The sequence below is a fragment of the Oryzobacter terrae genome, from assembly GCF_042756445.1.
GTDB lineage: Bacteria > Actinomycetota > Actinomycetes > Actinomycetales > Dermatophilaceae > Oryzobacter > Oryzobacter terrae.
Window position 1 is genome coordinate 3,396,865 of sequence record NZ_CP170578.1, and the last position, 16,033, is coordinate 3,412,897.

At 74.9% G+C, this 16,033-nt stretch carries 19 protein-coding genes; 10 read left to right on the forward strand and 9 right to left on the reverse strand.

Features of this window, described 5'->3' with window-relative positions; translation table 11 throughout:
* Nucleotides 1-19: 19 nt before the first annotated feature.
* Both ACFWN3_RS16265 and ACFWN3_RS16270 read right to left on the reverse strand, forming a co-directional pair.
* Nucleotides 20-421: a hypothetical protein gene (locus ACFWN3_RS16265; protein ID WP_377641362.1), complete on the reverse strand. Its 402-nt coding sequence runs from the start codon at nucleotides 419-421 to the stop codon at nucleotides 20-22.
* Nucleotides 421-882: a hypothetical protein gene (locus ACFWN3_RS16270; RefSeq protein ID WP_377641364.1), complete on the reverse strand. Its 462-nt coding sequence runs from the start codon at nucleotides 880-882 to the stop codon at nucleotides 421-423. Before ACFWN3_RS16270 ends, ACFWN3_RS16265 begins: the two co-directional genes overlap by 1 nt.
* Before the next feature lie 116 nt (nucleotides 883-998).
* Here ACFWN3_RS16270 and ACFWN3_RS16275 point away from each other — a divergent pair, with 116 nt between their 5' ends.
* Nucleotides 999-1,340, forward strand: a complete 342-nt coding sequence (locus ACFWN3_RS16275; protein WP_377641366.1) for a hypothetical protein — start codon at nucleotides 999-1,001, stop codon at nucleotides 1,338-1,340.
* A 43-nt stretch (nucleotides 1,341-1,383) separates the two neighbouring features.
* Here ACFWN3_RS16275 and ACFWN3_RS16280 read toward each other — a convergent pair whose 3' ends face one another.
* The gene (locus tag ACFWN3_RS16280) at nucleotides 1,384-2,460 is read right to left on the reverse strand and encodes a hypothetical protein (RefSeq protein WP_377641368.1); all 1,077 of its coding nucleotides are present in this window, start codon (nucleotides 2,458-2,460) and stop codon (nucleotides 1,384-1,386) included.
* Nucleotides 2,457-2,753 carry a hypothetical protein gene (locus ACFWN3_RS16285; protein WP_377641370.1) on the reverse strand — a complete coding sequence of 99 codons (297 nt, stop codon included), beginning with the start codon at nucleotides 2,751-2,753 and terminating at the stop codon, nucleotides 2,457-2,459. Before ACFWN3_RS16285 ends, ACFWN3_RS16280 begins: the two co-directional genes overlap by 4 nt.
* An 82-nt stretch (nucleotides 2,754-2,835) precedes the next feature.
* On the opposite strand from ACFWN3_RS16285, the gene ACFWN3_RS16290 reads away from it, so the two are divergent.
* The gene (locus ACFWN3_RS16290; RefSeq protein ID WP_377641372.1) at nucleotides 2,836-3,378 is read left to right on the forward strand and encodes a hypothetical protein; all 543 of its coding nucleotides are present in this window, start codon (nucleotides 2,836-2,838) and stop codon (nucleotides 3,376-3,378) included.
* A 42-nt stretch (nucleotides 3,379-3,420) separates the two neighbouring features.
* Here ACFWN3_RS16290 and ACFWN3_RS16295 read toward each other — a convergent pair whose 3' ends face one another.
* Nucleotides 3,421-4,086: a trimeric intracellular cation channel family protein gene (locus ACFWN3_RS16295; RefSeq protein WP_377641374.1), complete on the reverse strand. Its 666-nt coding sequence runs from the start codon at nucleotides 4,084-4,086 to the stop codon at nucleotides 3,421-3,423.
* Nucleotides 4,087-4,152: 66 nt separating this feature from the next.
* On the opposite strand from ACFWN3_RS16295, the gene gatC reads away from it, so the two are divergent.
* Genes gatC through gatB form a run of 3 tightly spaced genes read left to right on the forward strand, consistent with a single transcriptional unit; the run spans nucleotide 4,153 to nucleotide 7,561 of the window.
* Nucleotides 4,153-4,449 carry an Asp-tRNA(Asn)/Glu-tRNA(Gln) amidotransferase subunit GatC gene (gene gatC, locus ACFWN3_RS16300; RefSeq protein ID WP_377641376.1) on the forward strand — a complete coding sequence of 99 codons (297 nt, stop codon included), beginning with the start codon at nucleotides 4,153-4,155 and terminating at the stop codon, nucleotides 4,447-4,449.
* A 52-nt stretch (nucleotides 4,450-4,501) separates the two neighbouring features.
* A complete protein-coding gene (gatA, locus tag ACFWN3_RS16305) occupies nucleotides 4,502-6,031 on the forward strand; it encodes an Asp-tRNA(Asn)/Glu-tRNA(Gln) amidotransferase subunit GatA (protein WP_377641378.1) in 1,530 nt (509 codons plus the stop codon).
* 3 nt (nucleotides 6,032-6,034) lie between these two features.
* Nucleotides 6,035-7,561, forward strand: coding sequence for an Asp-tRNA(Asn)/Glu-tRNA(Gln) amidotransferase subunit GatB (gene gatB, locus ACFWN3_RS16310; protein WP_377641380.1), 1,527 nt, complete (start codon nucleotides 6,035-6,037; stop codon nucleotides 7,559-7,561).
* A gap of 247 nt (nucleotides 7,562-7,808) precedes the next feature.
* On the opposite strand, the gene ACFWN3_RS16315 is transcribed toward gatB, so the two are convergent.
* Nucleotides 7,809-8,534 carry a DUF937 domain-containing protein gene (locus ACFWN3_RS16315; RefSeq protein WP_377641382.1) on the reverse strand — a complete coding sequence of 242 codons (726 nt, stop codon included), beginning with the start codon at nucleotides 8,532-8,534 and terminating at the stop codon, nucleotides 7,809-7,811.
* A gap of 107 nt (nucleotides 8,535-8,641) precedes the next feature.
* On the opposite strand from ACFWN3_RS16315, the gene ACFWN3_RS16320 reads away from it, so the two are divergent.
* Nucleotides 8,642-9,175 (forward strand): SixA phosphatase family protein, encoded by a 534-nt coding sequence (locus tag ACFWN3_RS16320; protein WP_377641384.1) that lies wholly within the window; start codon nucleotides 8,642-8,644, stop codon nucleotides 9,173-9,175.
* Nucleotides 9,176-9,182: 7 nt separating this feature from the next.
* Here ACFWN3_RS16320 and ACFWN3_RS16325 read toward each other — a convergent pair whose 3' ends face one another.
* Together ACFWN3_RS16325 and ACFWN3_RS16330 are read right to left on the reverse strand one after the other, a co-directional pair.
* A complete protein-coding gene (locus tag ACFWN3_RS16325) occupies nucleotides 9,183-10,175 on the reverse strand; it encodes an SDR family NAD(P)-dependent oxidoreductase (RefSeq protein ID WP_377641386.1) in 993 nt (330 codons plus the stop codon).
* Nucleotides 10,172-10,615, reverse strand: a complete 444-nt coding sequence (locus ACFWN3_RS16330; RefSeq protein WP_377641389.1) for a MarR family winged helix-turn-helix transcriptional regulator — start codon at nucleotides 10,613-10,615, stop codon at nucleotides 10,172-10,174. Before ACFWN3_RS16330 ends, ACFWN3_RS16325 begins: the two co-directional genes overlap by 4 nt.
* Before the next feature lie 101 nt (nucleotides 10,616-10,716).
* Between ACFWN3_RS16330 and ACFWN3_RS16335 the strand changes: the two genes are divergently transcribed.
* From ACFWN3_RS16335 to ACFWN3_RS16350, 4 genes are read left to right on the forward strand one after another with little or no spacing between them, the layout of a single operon-like run.
* On the forward strand, nucleotides 10,717-12,759 hold the full coding sequence (locus ACFWN3_RS16335) for an MMPL family transporter (protein WP_377641391.1): 2,043 nt from the start codon (nucleotides 10,717-10,719) through the stop codon (nucleotides 12,757-12,759).
* A 31-nt stretch (nucleotides 12,760-12,790) separates the two neighbouring features.
* Nucleotides 12,791-13,477 (forward strand): hypothetical protein, encoded by a 687-nt coding sequence (locus ACFWN3_RS16340; protein WP_377641393.1) that lies wholly within the window; start codon nucleotides 12,791-12,793, stop codon nucleotides 13,475-13,477.
* Nucleotides 13,474-14,103 (forward strand): hypothetical protein, encoded by a 630-nt coding sequence (locus ACFWN3_RS16345; protein ID WP_377641395.1) that lies wholly within the window; start codon nucleotides 13,474-13,476, stop codon nucleotides 14,101-14,103. Before ACFWN3_RS16340 ends, ACFWN3_RS16345 begins: the two co-directional genes overlap by 4 nt.
* The gene (locus ACFWN3_RS16350; protein ID WP_377641397.1) at nucleotides 14,100-14,723 is read left to right on the forward strand and encodes a hypothetical protein; all 624 of its coding nucleotides are present in this window, start codon (nucleotides 14,100-14,102) and stop codon (nucleotides 14,721-14,723) included. Before ACFWN3_RS16345 ends, ACFWN3_RS16350 begins: the two co-directional genes overlap by 4 nt.
* On the opposite strand, the gene ACFWN3_RS16355 is transcribed toward ACFWN3_RS16350, so the two are convergent.
* Nucleotides 14,687-15,985 carry a hypothetical protein gene (locus ACFWN3_RS16355; RefSeq protein ID WP_377641399.1) on the reverse strand — a complete coding sequence of 433 codons (1,299 nt, stop codon included), beginning with the start codon at nucleotides 15,983-15,985 and terminating at the stop codon, nucleotides 14,687-14,689. The genes ACFWN3_RS16350 and ACFWN3_RS16355 overlap by 37 nt on opposite strands.
* Nucleotides 15,986-16,033 lie beyond the last annotated feature (48 nt).

Genomic DNA, 16,033 nt, shown 5'->3' on the forward strand with positions numbered 1-16,033 from the left:
CGCCGGGTCGCCGTCGCGGTCAGCGGCGGTCGTCCTCGTCGGGGGTGGCCTGCAGGACGGCGGCCCGCCGGTAGCGGGTGCCGACGGCCTCGTCGACGGTGCCCGTCTGCGGCGAGTCGGGTCCGAACGTCTCGACCGCCGAGCGGCGGACCTGCTCGGCGAGGTCGCGCTGCGCGGCGTGCACGGCGTCGAGGACGAGGCCCGCCACGGCGTCGCCGCCACGCGAGCACGCCGCGTCGGCCACGCGGACCGCGACGACGCCACCGGTGGACGACACCTCGACGTCGACCCCCTCGAGGGAGGCGCGACCACGGTAGGAGTCGACCTGGGCCCGCCACGCGAAGGCGGCCTGGGCCTGCTGGACGAGCCGGTCGAGCTCGAGGGCGCCGGGCGTCTCGCCGGCGAAGAGGTGGGGGTCCATCACCAGGTCCCCCCGTCGTGCTGCGGCCCGCGGGGCGGCGGCGCCTCGCCCCGGCCGTCGGTGGCGACCGGCTCGACCTCGACGAGGCGGGTGGCCGTCTCGACCTCTCCGCGGAAGGCGTGCGTCGTGGGGGAGTCGGGACCCCAGGCCCGCTCGGAGGAGCGGACCGCCTGGTCGCGGACCGACTCCTGGGCGGCGCGCAGCGCCTGCTGGAGCGCCGCCGTGACGGCCGTCCCGCCCCGCCCGGCCATCTCGTCGGTGACGGCGAGCCCGGTGAGCAGGCCCTGCACGTCGACGGTCGCCCTGACGTGCCCGCGGGCGGACGTGCCCGTCCCCTCCAGTGCGGCGACCTCGGCGCTCCACGCCTGCGCCCTCTCGGCGTCCGGACCGGCCTGCGCCGTCTGCGCGGCGATCGCGGCGAGTGCCTCCTCCGGACTCGAGTACCCCCTCGGTTGGCTCATTCCCCGACCCTATCGAGGCCTCCTCCCGGGCGGCGACCCGGGCGGGCGCCCGTGTAGCGTCGGGCCGTCACCATCGTGGGGACGGGCCCGCCGGGCCCGTCAGGGGAGGAGCCGTCGTGCCGCTGCAGGAGCTGACCCCGGAGCGGGGCATCGTCGTCATCAGCTCCATCTCGCTGCTCGTCTTCGGTGGCGTCCTCCTGCTGTTCCTCGTGCCGTACCTGCGCGGGGTCGTCGTGGGACTGCGGACCGGCGACTGGTGGAGCCCGTTCGCCCGCCGCGCCGACGGCCGCTACGGCCTGCTGGCGAACTCGCGGTTCTTCGCCTCGTTCCGCTCGCCCGACGTCGAGGACCGCACGACGGTCGGGCTGCGCGTGCGGTGGCTCCTGTGGACCGTCGTCCTCCTGGGCCTGACCATCTACCCCGTGTCGCTCGTGGCGCAGATCGTCCGGGCGCTCTGACCGTCGGCCCCTCGGGGCCGACGCCTCGTCCTCGGCGTTGCGGCTACTCGTCCTCGGTGTCGCGTCCGGCGTTGGTCTGCTTGCCGCCGTCCGTGGCGTTGGTCGCGATCGTGTAGGGGCTGTCACGCACGCCCCCGCGGACGCCGTCGACCATGTGGTCGCCGAAGCCCGGCTGCGGCGCCGAGTGCCGACCCCCGGGCGTCCACCCCGGCGGTGGTGTCGTCCGCCACGGCGGGACGGTCGTCGACGGCCCGCCCGGTGCCCGGTGGCGTGGGGTGGGACGGTGCAGGGCCGGGTTGGTCTTGATCTTGTCGAGCAGCCGGAGCAGCTGGCGCCCCCAGGAGCCGAGCGCGCCGAGCAGGTCGCCGAGCTTGCTGCCCGAGCGGACCAGGGCGGTGACGAAGTTCGAGCAGCGCGCGGTGACCGCGGCGACCCGGGTGCCGATCTGGCCGATGATCCACGGGATGAGCGTGCCGAACGACAGCACCGCCTGGGTCACCCAGCTGATCGCCGCCCCGATGAGCTGGGCGAGGACGTCGCGGAGGAAGCCGTGGACGAACCCGACGAGGCCGGCCGCCTGCGCGATCGACTCCTGCATCCCGAGCGCCGCGCCCTCGAGGGCGATGATCGCCTCGGTGTGCGTCTGCTGCCACCCGAGGTAGGCGTTGACCGCCGGGCCCTCGTTCCCGCCCTCCAGCGCGGTGGCGCCCGAGGTCCAGTCCGCGGCGGCCGGGGCGAGGTCGGCGGCGATGAGGCCCCAGGTCTGCGCCTGCGCGACGGCTCCGCCCGGGTTGCCCGCCACCTCCTCGAACCAGCCCTTGATGGGGTTGAGGTGGTCGATGATCCAGCCGATGCCGGCGGCCAGGGCCGAGCCGATGGGGTCGGCGGCCGTCGCCGCGGCGTCGAGGACGAGGGCGACCCCGCTGAGGCCGGCGTCGACCCAGTTCCCCTCGCACAGGGACGAGATGGTGCCGTACCCGCTGTCGATGATGCCGGCCCCGGACGTCCAGCCCGACCCCTCGTCGAGGCCGAAGAACGCGTCGCCGGCGTTGGTGCTGCCCTCGTCGGCGACCGCGTAGGGGTTCACCGGAGAGGCGGTGGGGGGAGTGTCGCCGCTCACGGGTAGGAGCTCCTCAGCTGCCACGACGCGTTGGCGTCGTCGGCCTCGTACTGGTCGGCCATCGCCTTGAGGCCGTTGACGGCCTGGTCGGCGTTCGTCGCGACGGTGTCGAGCGCACCCTTGACGTCGCCGGCGTTGTCGTTGATGACGCCCGGGAGCCAGGCGAGGATCAGCCCGTAGCTGTCCCCGCTGACCGAGCTCGCGTCGGACATCTGCCCGAGGGTCAGCGCCACGCTCGCGACGTCGCTCGCGTGGCGCCGGATCTCGGCCGGACTGACGTCGTACTGCGTCATGGAGCACCCTCCTGTGTGGTCGTCGGCGTCCCGGTCGTTCCCCCCGGGTGCGTCCCCTCGTGTCGTGACGATACTTACAGGCATGAGCGAACCTCAACGGGGAGCACTCCCCACGCGCGTCGTCGTCAGGTCGCCGGGGTGGGCGCGGGTGGTCAGCCTGCCGCTGATGGTCATCTGGTGGGTGCTGTGCGTCGTCGGCCTCGTCGGTCTCGTCACCAACGGCCCCGGGGACGACGTGCCCTGGCCGGCGACGGTGGTCGCCTTCGTGCTCCTGGGGTTCTTCGTCGTCGTCGTCCCGCCCGCCGTGTGGTTCCTCCTCACCTACCGGGTCGAGCTCGGCCCCGACGGCGTCAGCCGTCGCCCGGGGTCCTTCTCGGTCCCCGTCAGCGGGCTCACCCGGCTCGAGGCGCTCGCGCCGGCGGCGCTGGGGCGGGCCGACCGCGGGGCGCGGGTGCGGGTCCACGGCGCGGGACAGGTCGTCCAGGTCGCCGACAGCAGCCGGGAGTTCCCGGCGGTGCTCGACCTCGTGCGGGCGTGGGCGGCCGAGCGGCCCGAGCTCGTCACCGACGAGTACTCCCGTTCGCGGCTGCTGCGCCCCACGACGACACCGGGCGACGGCGCCTGAGCCACGCCGGCGGGGCGACCGGCCGCGCGGCTGCGTCGGTGGTCAGCCCCCGCTGCGCAGGGCCCGGGGTGCGTTGAGGTCGAGGGCGACCGCGGCGACGCGGGTCACGAAGACGAACGCCACGGCCAGCCACGCCGTGAGCGAGGTCAGCACCCCGAGGTGCTGGAGCAGGACGACGAGCCCGGCGCCGGCGAGGGCGGGGACCGCGTAGAGCTCGCGCTGGAGCACCTCGGGCACCCGGCGGGCGAGGACGTCGCGCAGCAGCCCGCCGCCGATCGCGGTGATCCCGCCGATGAGGGTCGCCGCGAGCGGCCCGGCGTCGGCGTCGAGGGCGACGAGGGCCCCGCTGACCGCGAAGACGGCCAACCCCGCGGCGTCGAGCAGCCGGACGGCGAGCGAGGCGCGGCGCCACCGGGCGTCCGGGTGGCGCGCGGCGAGGTCCTGCCAGCGCCCGTGGAGGGCGAAGACGAGGGACCCGGCACCGACCGCCGCGGCGAGGAGCCGCCAGTCGCTGACCGCCACCGGGGGCGTCAGCCCGAGGAAGAGGTCGCGGATGATGCCGCCGCCGAGCCCCGCGACCCAGGACAGGACGAGGATCCCGAACAGGTCGAGGCCCTTGCGGACCGCGACGAGGGCCCCGGAGAGCGCGAAGACGAAGACACCGACGACGTCGAGGACGACCTGGAGCGACGCGGTGTCCGTGAGCACCGGGCGATTCTCGCAGGCCGGTGGGCGGGGCGAGCAGCCCCCTCGACCGCCCATAGACTGGCTCCCATGGCCGACCTCACCCGTGACGACGTGGCGCACCTCGCCGGTCTCGCCCGCATCGACCTGTCCGACGCCGAGCTCGACCGGATGGTCGGCGAGCTGTCGGTCATCCTCGAGGCGGTCGCGACCGTCCAGCAGGCGCCGATCGACGACGTCGAGCCGATGAGCCACCCGATGCCGATCGTCAACGTGACCCGGCCCGACGTCGTGCGGCCCTCGCTCGCTCCCGGTGCCGCGCTCGCCGCGGCGCCCGAGTCCGAGCAGCAGCGCTTCAGCGTCCCCCGCATCCTCGACGAGGAGTGAGCGCGCCCCGACGCCGCGCCCCTCGTCCCACCCCGCCGAAGAAAGCCGTGACGTGACTGCCTCCGACCTCACCCGGTCCACCGCCGCCGAGCTCGCCGACCTCCTCTCCGCCGGCAGCGTGTCGGCCCGCGAGGTGGCCGCGGCCCACCTCGAGCGCACCGCCGCGGTCGACGGCGCCGTGCACTCCTACCTCCACGTCGACGCCGAGGGCGCGCTCGCCCAGGCCGACGACGTCGACCGCCGTCGCGCCGCGGGGGAGTCGCTCCACCGCCTCGCGGGGGTGCCGATCGCCGTCAAGGACGTCATGGCGACGCAGGGCCTGCCCACGACGTGCGGCTCCCGGATCCTCGAGGGCTGGGTGCCGCCCTACGACGCGACGCTCGTCTCGCGCCTGCGGGCGGCCGGCATGCCGATCCTCGGCAAGACGAACATGGACGAGTTCGCGATGGGCTCCTCGACCGAGCACAGCGCCTACGGCCCGAGCCGCAACCCGTGGGACCTCGACCGGATCCCCGGTGGGTCCGGTGGCGGCTCGTCCTCGGTCGTCGCCTCCTTCCAGGCCCCGCTGGCCATCGGCACCGACACCGGCGGCTCGATCCGCCAGCCGGCCGCGGTCACGGGCACCGTCGGGACCAAGCCGACCTACGGTGGGGTCTCGCGCTACGGGCTCGTCGCCCTCGCGTCCTCGCTCGACCAGGCCGGCCCCTGCACGCGCACCGTGCTCGACGCCGCGCTGCTCCACGAGGTCATCGGCGGCCACGACCCGCTCGACTCCACCTCGATCGACGCCCCCGTGCCGCCGGTCGTCGAGGCCGCCCGTCGTGCCGACGTCACGGGCCTGCGCATCGGCATCGTGCGCGAGCTGACCGGCGAGGGGTTCCAGGCCGGCGTGCAGACCCGCTTCGACGAGGCCGTCGCGCACCTCGTCGACGCCGGGGCCGAGGTCGTCGAGGTCTCGTGCCCGAGCTTCACCTACGCGCTCGCGGCGTACTACCTCATCCTCCCCAGCGAGGCGTCGAGCAACCTCGCGAAGTTCGACGCCATGCGCTACGGCCTGCGCGTCGCCCCCGAGGGCGTCGACGCGCCGAGCGCCGAGCAGGTCATGGCGGCCACCCGCGACGCCGGCTTCGGTGACGAGGTCAAGCGCCGCATCATCCTCGGCACCTATGCCCTGTCCAGCGGGTACTACGACGCCTACTACGGCTCGGCGCAGAAGGTCCGCCGCCTCATCGCGAACGACTTCACCGCCGCGTTCGAGACCGCCGACGTCCTCGTCAGCCCGACGTCACCGACGACCGCGTTCCGCTTCGGCGACAAGCTCGACGACCCGATGGCCATGTACCTCAACGACATCGCGACGATCCCCGCCAACCTTGCGGGCATCCCCGGGATGTCGGTGCCGAGCGGCCTCGCCGAGGAGGACGGGCTGCCCACGGGCTTCCAGATCCTGGCACCCGCGATGGCCGACGACCGCCTCTACGCGGTGGGCGCCGCCCTCGAGGCGCGGCTGACGGCCGCGTGGGGCGGCTCGATCCTCGACCGGGCCCCCGAGCTCGCCGCGACGACGACGAAGGAGGCCTGAGCCATGACGACGCAGGCGCCCGAGCCCACCATCTCCTTCGACGACGCGCTCGCCGCGTTCGACCCCGTCATGGGGCTCGAGGTCCACGTCGAGCTCAACACCGCGACGAAGATGTTCTGCGGCTGCCCGACCGAGTTCGGTGCCGAGCCCAACACCCAGGTCTGCCCGGTCTGCCTCGGCCTGCCCGGCGCGCTCCCGGTCGTCAACGAGAAGGCGGTCGAGTCGGCCATCCGGATCGGCCTGGTGCTCAACTGCTCCATCGCGCCGTGGTCGCGCTTCGCCCGGAAGAACTACTTCTACCCGGACATGCCGAAGAACTTCCAGACCTCGCAGTACGACGAGCCGATCGCCTTCGACGGCCACCTCGACGTCGAGCTCGAGGACGGCACGACCTACCGCGTCGAGATCGAGCGGGCCCACATGGAGGAGGACACCGGCAAGTCGCTGCACGTCGGCGGCTCCACCGGTCGCATCCACGGCGCCACCCACTCCCTCGTCGACTACAACCGCGCCGGCATCCCCCTCATCGAGATCGTCACCAAGCCGATGACGGGGGCGGGGGAGCGCGCGCCCGAGATCGCCAAGGCCTACGTCGCGACGCTGCGCGACCTCCTCAAGGCGCTCGGGGTGTCCGACGTGCGGATGGAGCAGGGCTCGATGCGCTGCGACGTCAACCTCTCGCTCATGCCCAAGGGCGCCGAGGTGTTCGGCACCCGCTCGGAGACCAAGAACGTCAACTCGCTGCGCTCGGTGGAGCGGGCCGTGCGCTACGAGGTCGGCCGGCACGGCGCGATCCTGTCGGGCGGCGGCTCCGTGGTGCAGGAGACGCGGCACTGGCACGAGGACACCGGCATCACGACCTCCGGCCGCGTGAAGTCCGACGCCGAGGACTACCGCTACTTCCCCGAGCCCGACCTCGTCCCCGTGGCGCCCTCCGACGAGACCGTCGAGACGCTGCGGGGCACGCTGCCCGAGCCGCCGGCCGCCCGTCGCAGGCGGCTGCAGTCCGACTGGGGCTTCGCCGACCTCGAGATGCGCGACGTCGTCAACGCCGGGCTCGTCGAGCTCGTCGAGGAGACCGTCGCCGCAGGCGCCTCGCCGGGTGCCGCGCGCAAGTGGTGGTCGGGCGAGGTCGCCCGTCGCGCCAACGCCGAGGGGGTCGACGTGCCCGCGTACGCCGCGTCGCTCGGGATCACGCCGGCGCACGTCGTCGAGCTCGAGGGGCTCGTCACCTCGGGCCGGCTCAACGACTCGATGGCGCGGCAGGCCTGGGAGGGCGTGCTCTCCGGGGAGGGGACGCCGACCGAGGTCGCCGACGCGCGCGGGCTCGAGCTGTCGCAGGACACCGGTGCGCTCGAGGCGGCGGTCGACGCCGTCATCGCCGCGAACCCCGACGTCGCCGCCAAGATCCGTGACGGCAAGGTGCAGGCGGTGGGGGCCCTCATCGGCCAGGTCATGAAGGAGATGAAGGGCCAGGCCGACGCCGGCGCCGCGCGCGGCCTCATCCTCGCCCGCCTCGGCCAGTCCTGACCCCACGTCGCCCGACCCGAGCCCGCCCCCGGGTCACGATCCCCCCGACGTGGGTCAGGGTCGACCAACAGGGCGATCTTGTCCCGGGAGCTGGCATGGCGCTGGGTCAGGATCGACCAACAGGGCGATCTTGTCCCACGGTCTGGTCGCGCGACTGCGTACCCGAAGCGACCAATAGGTCACGACAGGTACGGGCCGGGGGCGGGTTCTGTACCTGGGGTGACCTTTTGGTCGATGTGGGGACGGGTCAGCGGCGGCCGCCGCCGAGGATGCCGCCGAGCACGTCCTCGATGATGCTGCCCGCGTCGAGGCCACCGGGCGATGCGGTCGACGTGCCCGAACCGGTGGAGCCGGAGGACGCCCCGCCGCCGGTCGCCCCGCCGAGGACGTCGCGCAGCATGTCCTGGAGGCCACCCGGCGCGCCGGACGACGACCCACCGGGCAGGGACGGCGACGACCCGCTCGACCCGCTCGAGCCCGGCGACCCACCGCCGAGGACGTCCCCGATGACGTCGCCGAGCCCGCCCCCCGACCCGCCGGCCTGCCCCGAGGACGCCCCGCCCCTGAGGACCTTGTTCGCGAGCCACGACAGGACCATCGGCGCGAGGATCGGGATGAGCTTCTTCACGAGCGCCCCACCGGCACCGGACCCGCCGACGCCGGGCAGCCCGCCGAGCCGGTTGGCGACCTCGTCCTGCTGGTCGCCGAAGATGTGGCTCGCGATGACCTGCCCGTCCTGCGGGTCGATCCGGTCCAGGTCGGCGCCACCGGAGAGCAGGTCGGGGTCGTGCTGGCCCAGGGCCTCGAGGAGCGACCCGGCACCGGAGTCGTCGCCGGCGTTGGCCTGCAGGCCGCCGAGGAGGGCGGGGAGGACGGCTGCGGCCGTGGTGCGGATCTCGTCGGGCGAGGACCCGGTCTGCTGGGCGACCTGCTCGACGGGGAGCGCCCCGAGGATGTCGTCGACGGCGGTCATGACGGTGGTCCTTCCTGCTGCGGCGGACCGGTTCCGCCCCCGCTGCCGACCGTAGCCCTGTCGGGGCGCCCGCGACAGGGGCACCTCGGCGGGTGCATCATCGACCCATGACCCGGGCTGCGCAGGACCGAACGCTCGTCCTCCTCCGGCACGCCAAGGCCGAGCAGGACCGCTGGGACGAGGACCACGAGCGCGAGCTCACCCCGCGGGGCCGGCGGGACGCCGCGGCGGCAGGCCGGTGGCTCCACGAGCACGGCATCGGGGTCGACGAGGTCCTGTGCTCGACCTCCGAGCGCACCCAGCAGACCGCGCAGGGCGTCTGGGACGGCGGGTGCCCCGAGACCGAGGTCCACCTCGACCGCCGGATCTACAACGGGTCGGCCGAGCGCCTCCTCGAGGTCGTCCGCGAGGCCGACGAGGACGCCGACGTCCTCATGGTCGTCGGGCACGCCCCGGGGATCCCGTCCCTGGCCGAGCTGCTCTGCGACGGCGAGGGCAGCACCGACGGGCACCGCGCCATGGCCGAGGGCTTCCCGACGTGCGGGCTCGCGGTGCTGCACTACGCCGGACGCTGGGCCGACCTCGACGTCGGCGACGCGCGCCTCGAGCGCTTCCACGTCTGCCGGTCCTCGCAGGACTGAGGGCCGGTCAGTCCTCGAGGCCCGTCGCGGACCTGACCCACGCCCAGTAGCGGTCGCGCTCCTCGGCGGAGGGACGGGTGCGGCGCAGCACGCTCGTCGGGCGGACCCGGCGGTCGTGCCACAGCCGGCCCGACTCCGGCGCGGGCTCCGAGGCGAGGACCCAGGTCGTCGTGTCGGTCCCGGCCGCGTCGCTGCGCAGGACGGGGCGCAACGCCGCCGCGAACCGGGGGAGCGAGGCGTCGAGCCCGGGGGTGGCGGCCCAGCCGGGGTGGGTCGCGTGGACGCTCACGCCGCGCGGGGCCCAGCGGGCGGCGAGGACGGGGAGCAGCTCGACCTGACCGCGCTTGCTGCGCGCGTAGGCGACGGCGCCCGTGTACCCGCCCCGCTCGAAGTCCGGGTCGTGCGCCGGCAGCGGCTGCGTGTACATGCCGCCCGACGTCACGAGGACGACCCGGCCGGTGTCGGCCGCCAGCGCCGGGAGGAGCAGCTCGGACATGAGCACCGGACCGAGGACGTGGAGGGCGGCGGTGAGCTCGTGGCCCTGGGCCGACTCGGTGCGCTCCGGCGGGAGCGCGCCCGCGTTGTGGACGAGCCCGCGCAGCGGCAGGTCCGACGCGAGGAAGGCGTCGGAGAACGCGCGCACCGAGCCGAGGTCGGCGACGTCGCACCGCCAGACGCGCGCGGTGCCGGGGCGGCTGGCGGCGTCGACCTCGGCCGCGACGCGCTCGCCGCGACCCGGGTCGCGCACGACGAGGTGGACCGTGGCGCCCAGTGCCGCGAGGTCGAGGGCGGTGCGCCGACCGAGCCCCGAGGACGCGCCGGTGACCGCCACGTGCCGCCCGGCCAGCGCACCGGGGCCCGGGTCGGCGGGCCAGGTGGGGAGCCGTCGACGCACGGCGTGACCGAGGGCGGTGAAGCCGGGGGCGACGGTGCGGTCGAGGACGGAGTCGAGCGCCCGGGACGCCGCGGCGGCCGGGCCGCCGGTGGGTGGCCCGGTCACATCAGGGCGCGCATCGCGGCGGCGGCGCCGCGCAGGTAGCGCTCGACGACGACCCGCTCGCCCTCGTCGAGCGAGGCGTCGAGGGCCGCGAGCCCGGAGAACATCGGGGCGAGCCGCCGCAGCACCTCGGCGCGCCCGGAGTCGGTGATGACGACGGCCGTGCGGCGGCCGTCGTCGGGGTGGCTGCGTCGCTCGACGTGGCCGCGGGCGACGAGGCGGTCGACGATCCCCGAGGACGCCGCCGACGTCACGCCGAGCGCCTTGGCGAGCTCGACGGGGCCCATCGGTGCCTTGGAGAGGTGGCGCAGCGAGTGCAGCTCGGACGTCGAGAGGCCCGCCTGGCGCGCCACCTCCGCGGGGAGGAGCGCGGCGACGTCGACGAGGTCCTGCAGGGAGTCCAGCGTGCTCGACCCGGTCCACGCCGGGACGTGCTCCTGCATCGCCCGACTTGCGTTACGCGGCCGTCGCTCCGTAATATCACTCACCAACTTAGTAATCTGTTGAATCACCTGCTGACCATCGTAGCAACGGAGGACGTTCCATGGGCTGGGTCGCCGATCTCATCACCCGACGCTGGGTGGCCGGGCTCTTCGCCCTCCTGGCCCTCCTCGGGGCCGGCGCGGCCATCGGGGTCGTCGGCCAGGCGCCGCAGCCCGACACGGCCACGGCCCAGCTCCCGCTCGGCTCGGACAGCCGCGACGCCGCCGAGCTGCGGGCGGAGCTGCCCGAGGAGGAGGGGTCAGCCGCGGTCGTCCTCTTCGCCCGCGACGGCGATCGACTCTCCGAGGGCGACCTCGCGACGATCACCGAGCGGGCCCGGGCCATCCCCGGGGCGGTCGGCGCCCCACCCCAGGTCGCCGAGGACGGCACGGCCGCGACCGTCGTCGTCCCCGTGCGGGCGAACGACGCGACCGAGACGGCCGAGGTCGTCGCCGACGTCCGCTCCGCCGCGAAGGCCGACCTGCCCGACGGGCTCACCGCGCAGGTCACCGGTCCGGCCGCCGTCCAGGCCGACCTCGCCGCGGTCTTCGACGGTGCCAACACCCGCCTCCTCGCGGCCACGGCCTCGGTCGTCGCCCTCCTGCTCGTCATCACCTACCGCAGCCCCCTCCTCTGGCTCGTCCCGCTGACCGTGGTCGGTGCCGCCGACCAGCTCGCCGCCGTCGCCGCCACGCGGGTCCTCGCGGCGACCGACGTCATCTGGGACGAGTCGACGATCGGCATCCTGTCGGTCCTCGTCTTCGGTGCGGGCACCGACTACGCGCTCCTGCTCATCTCGCGCTACCGCGACGAGCTGCGCACCACCGAGGACCGCCGGGCCGCGATGGCGCACGCCGTGAAGCGGACCGCCGAGGCCGTGATCTCGAGCGCGTCGACCGTCGTCCTCGGGCTGCTCACCCTCCTGCTGTCGGTGTTCCCCGCGACGCGCGGCCTCGGCCTCGCCTGCGCCGTCGGCGTCGTCGTGGCGGCGGTCTTCGCGCTCGTCGTGCTCCCCGCCGCGCTCGTCGTCTTCGGACGGTGGATCTTCTGGCCGAAGGTCCCGCACGTCGGCGAGTCCAGCCTCGCCGACTCGCGGTCGTTCTGGCGCCGCGTCGGTGACGCCGTCTCGGCCCGCCCGGCGGTCTTCGTCGTCGTCACGGTGCTCGCCCTCGGAGCCGCCGCCGCCGGGACGAGCCAGATTCGCACGGGCCTCGACGGCCCCGACCAGTTCCTCCAGAAGCCCGAGGCCATCGCCGCCGGTGAGCGTCTCGCGCAGTCGTTCCCGGCCGGCAGCGCCGACCCGACCGTCGTCGTGACGCGTGGCGACGCCAGGCAGGTCGCCGCCGCCATCGAGGGCGTCGAGGGCGTGGGCTCCGTCCGGCCGACGACGAGCGGGGGCGGCGTGTCCGAGCTCGCGGTCGTCATCGACGCCGAGCCGTCGTCGACCGAGGCCGAGGACGTCGTCCTCGCCGTCCGCGACGCCGTGGCCACGACACCCGACACCTTCGTCGGCGGCACCGAGGCCGAGGCGGTCGACGCGGCGGCGGCCTCGAGCCGCGACCGGCTGCTCATCCTGCCGCTCATCCTCGCCCTCGTCCTCGTCGCGCTCGGCGGCCTGCTGCGCTCCGTCGTCGCGCCGGTGGTCCTCGTCGCGACGGTGCTCGCGACGTACGCCGCGAGCCTCGGGATCAGCTGGGTGCTGTTCACCCAGGTGCTCGGGTTCGAGCGCCTCGACGACGGCGTGCCGCTGCTGGCGTTCGTCTTCCTCGTCGCGCTCGGCGTCGACTACAACATCTTCCTCGTGACCCGGGCGTCCGAGGAGGCGCGCGGGCACGGGACGCGGGCGGGCATGCTCCGTGCACTGTCGGCGACCGGCGGCGTCATCACGAGCGCGGGCATCCTCCTCGCGGCCGTCTTCGCGGTGCTCGGCGTGCTGCCGCTCGTCGTCCTCGCGCAGCTCGGCGTCATCATCTGCGTCGGCGTCCTCCTCGACACGCTCGTCGTGCGCACGGTGCTCGTGCCGGCGATCGGGATCCTCCTCGGCGACCGCTTCTGGTGGCCCCGCCGCTTCCCGGCGCCGGCCGACACGACGACCTCCGCCTGATCGGCCCGCGGACCACGGCATACTCGTCCCCATGGGGTCCGGGGGACGGGGGAGCCGCGCGCTGTCGGGCGCTCGGGCGTGGGCAGCCGGTCGCAGCTACCGCGAGTACGGCGTGGGGCTCACGCTCGCCGTGCTCCTCGTCAGCGGCGCCTTCGGCGGGCTCGACGACAGCAGGTCCGGCGAGCCGGCGACCGCCCCGACGGGCCGGTCGCTGTCCGTCGAGCCGTACACCGTCGCCGTCGAGCGGGTCCGGGTGGGCACCGACCTCGGGGTCGACTCGGTGGCCCGGCCCGTCGGGCGGTACCTCGTCGTCAGCCTGGAGGTCTCGGCGAGCGACGACGTGACGCAGTCCGTGCCGTGGCAGACCCTGCGCGACCTCGTGCGGCTCGAGGGCGCCTCCGGGCTCGTCCCGCCGTCGTACGCCCGCGGCGGTGCGCTCCCGGCGCGCCCGGACGAGGTCGTGCCGAGCGCGATGCTGTCGTCCGACGACGCGGAGGGCCTCGGCGACCTCGCGCCCGGCCTGACCTACCCGGCCGTCCTCCTCTTCCAGCAGGTCTCCTCGGCGCCGGTGCCCGACGAGGTGACGGTCGTCCTCCGCAGCCACCAGTGGCGCCAGAGCAACGTCGACGAGGACTACGGCTGGTGGGACCCGACCCCCGCCGTGCGGGTCACCGTCCCCGTCACCGAGTTCGCCCCGGCCCCGGAGCCGTCGTCGTGAGCGCCGCCTCCCTCGGCCGCCCCTCGGTGCGGCAGGGGCTGCTCACCGTCGTCCTCGTCGTCGCGGCCCTCGCCGCGGGACGGGCCGTGGACGCCCTCGCCGGCGGAGAGCGCGTGGTCTTCGGCCGTCCCTTCCTCCAGCCGGTGTCGATGGGCGAGACGGTCGCCCTGCGCTACGCCGACCTCACTCCCCGGTCGGTCGACGGTGCCCCGGTCCTCGACCTCGGGCCGGGCGCCCCGAAGCAGTCGCCGGGCCTGTGGGTCGTCACCCGCCTGTCGGTGACTCCCACCCTCGACGCCGTCACCCTGCGCCACGCCACGCTCGTGGACCGCGACGGTCGGGAGCTCACCAAGGGCGTGCGCAACGGGTTGGCCTGCGCGGCAACGGTTCCCGGTGTCGAGACCCAGTGCGTGGTGTCGTTCGAGGTCGCCGCCGACAGGGCGGTGGGGGCCCACCTCCGGGTGGCGAGGGCGCCGTTCGACGTCCGCGGCGACGACCTGGCCGACATCGACCTCGGCATCTCGGGCGACGACGTCCGGCGGTGGGCCGCCCGCACCGACCGGGTCGACGGCACGCCGCCGCCGGCGATCGACCCGGGCACCGGTCGCCGGGAGGCCTCGTCGTGAGGGCGTTCCTCCGCGGCCAGCGCGTGGCGCTCCTCGCCCTCCCGGTCCTCCTCGTCCTCGCCGTGCTCGCGAGCGGTCAGCGGGTCGTCGAGCTCTGGTGGCCCTACGAGATGCTGGAGCGCGTCGCCCTCGACGGCCGCGGGACGGCCCACTTCAGCACGACGACCGAGACGCAGTCGGCCGGCATGGTGCCCGTCGAGCTCTCGGTGCGGCACGTCGAGACCCGGCCGGCCGACGCCGTCGAGCTCCTGGGGGGCGAGCAGGTGCCCGTGCCGCCGGGGCTGGACGCGTGGCGGGTGCGCGTCCACGTCGAGGCCGCGCCGACCACCGTGCTCACGACATGCCAGGTGCTCCTGCGCGACACCCGCGGGCGCGAGTACGCCTCGGGGACGACGGCGCTCGCCGGCGGGGTCGCCGACCTCGCCTCGTGCCAGCCGGGCGGCGACGTCGTGAACCCCACCGTCTTCGACATGGATGCCGACCGGGAGAGCACCCGTCCGCCGCAGTACGACCGCGACGCCGTCTTCCTCCTCCCGGAGGGGGCCGTCCCCGAGGTGGTCCGGGTCAGCCCGGACCTCCACCTCTACGCGGACTGGCCGCTCGCGAGCGACGGCGGCTGAGCGGGAACGGCGTCGCGCCCCTCGCCCGACGGGGCGAGGTCGTCGGTGGCCCGCAGGCCGGAGACGACCCGGCCGAGGGCGGCCGCGAGCAGGCACACGACGACGACGTCGCGGGTGACCTGGCCGAGGATCGCGAGGATCGGCGACCAGAAGATGACGGCATCGCCGTCACGCGGTCCGAGGACGGCACGGACCCCCTCGTCGACGAGCGTGCCCGCCTGGCCGGCGAGGAGGAAGGCGACGCAGAACAGGAGCATCGGCAGCAGGCCCGCCACGGCGAGCAGGCGCACCCCGCGGGCGAGCGCGCCGAAGCGCTCGGCGATGCTGCTCGTCGCCTCGCCGACCCCGCGGTCGACCCAGGGTGGCACCTTCTCGCGCCAGCGACGCGTGCGCTCGGGCCCCCGCGGCGGCGCCAGCTCGCGGCCGAACACGACGGCGCCGACGGTGAGCCACGCGATGGGCAGGACGATCGTCTGGTCGGCGTTCGCGACGACCTCGAGGACCTGGCCGCCGAGGTCGCGGACCGGTGCCGTGAGCGGGCCCAGCCGCTCGGTGACCGACTCCCACCGGTCGAGGGCCCAGGCGCTGAGCCGCCGGTCCTCGAGCCAGCCGCGGACCTCGTCCTTGGAGGACGAGACCTGGCTGGCGAGGAGGAAGAGCCAGAGGACCTCGACGTACGCCGCGAGCACGCCCCACGAGAGGTGACGGGCCGGGAGGGCGAACCGGTCGAGGGCGGTCCGCAGCACGAACGCGACGGCGACGAGGCCGAACAGGGCTGCGCCGACCACGAGGGCGCCGCGGTCGGTGTCGCGGTCGGGGTTCCAGAACCCCGAGGTGATGAACTCGGTCGAGACCGCGGTGTTGACGAAGGCGCGCCGGTCCTGCTCGAGGCGGTCCTGCGCGACGTAGAGGGTGAGGAAGGGGATGAGGGTGCTCGCGAGGAGGGCCAGCCTGGCCTTCAGCCGCGGCCCGGCCGTGTCGGTGACGAGCGGTGCGAGCGTGGCCTCGTAGCGCCCCGCGTGGCGCAGCATGAGGACGAGCGCCACGAGGGAGCTGATGGGGACGAGCGGCAGCAGGACCGCCGTCACCAGCCCCCAGCCCCGGTGCCCGCTCAGCCACACGCTGAACCACAGGAACCCGTTGTGGCCGATGATCCCGAGGAGGGAGATCGCCGCCAGGGTCGGCCACTGCCCGACGAGCAGCCGCGCCGCGTCGCGCAGCACGACGAGCGCCGAGCCGACCATCGCCCCCAGGGTCCCCACCCGCAGGATCGTAGGGCCTGGCGTGCCGGCGGAGGACCGCGACACATC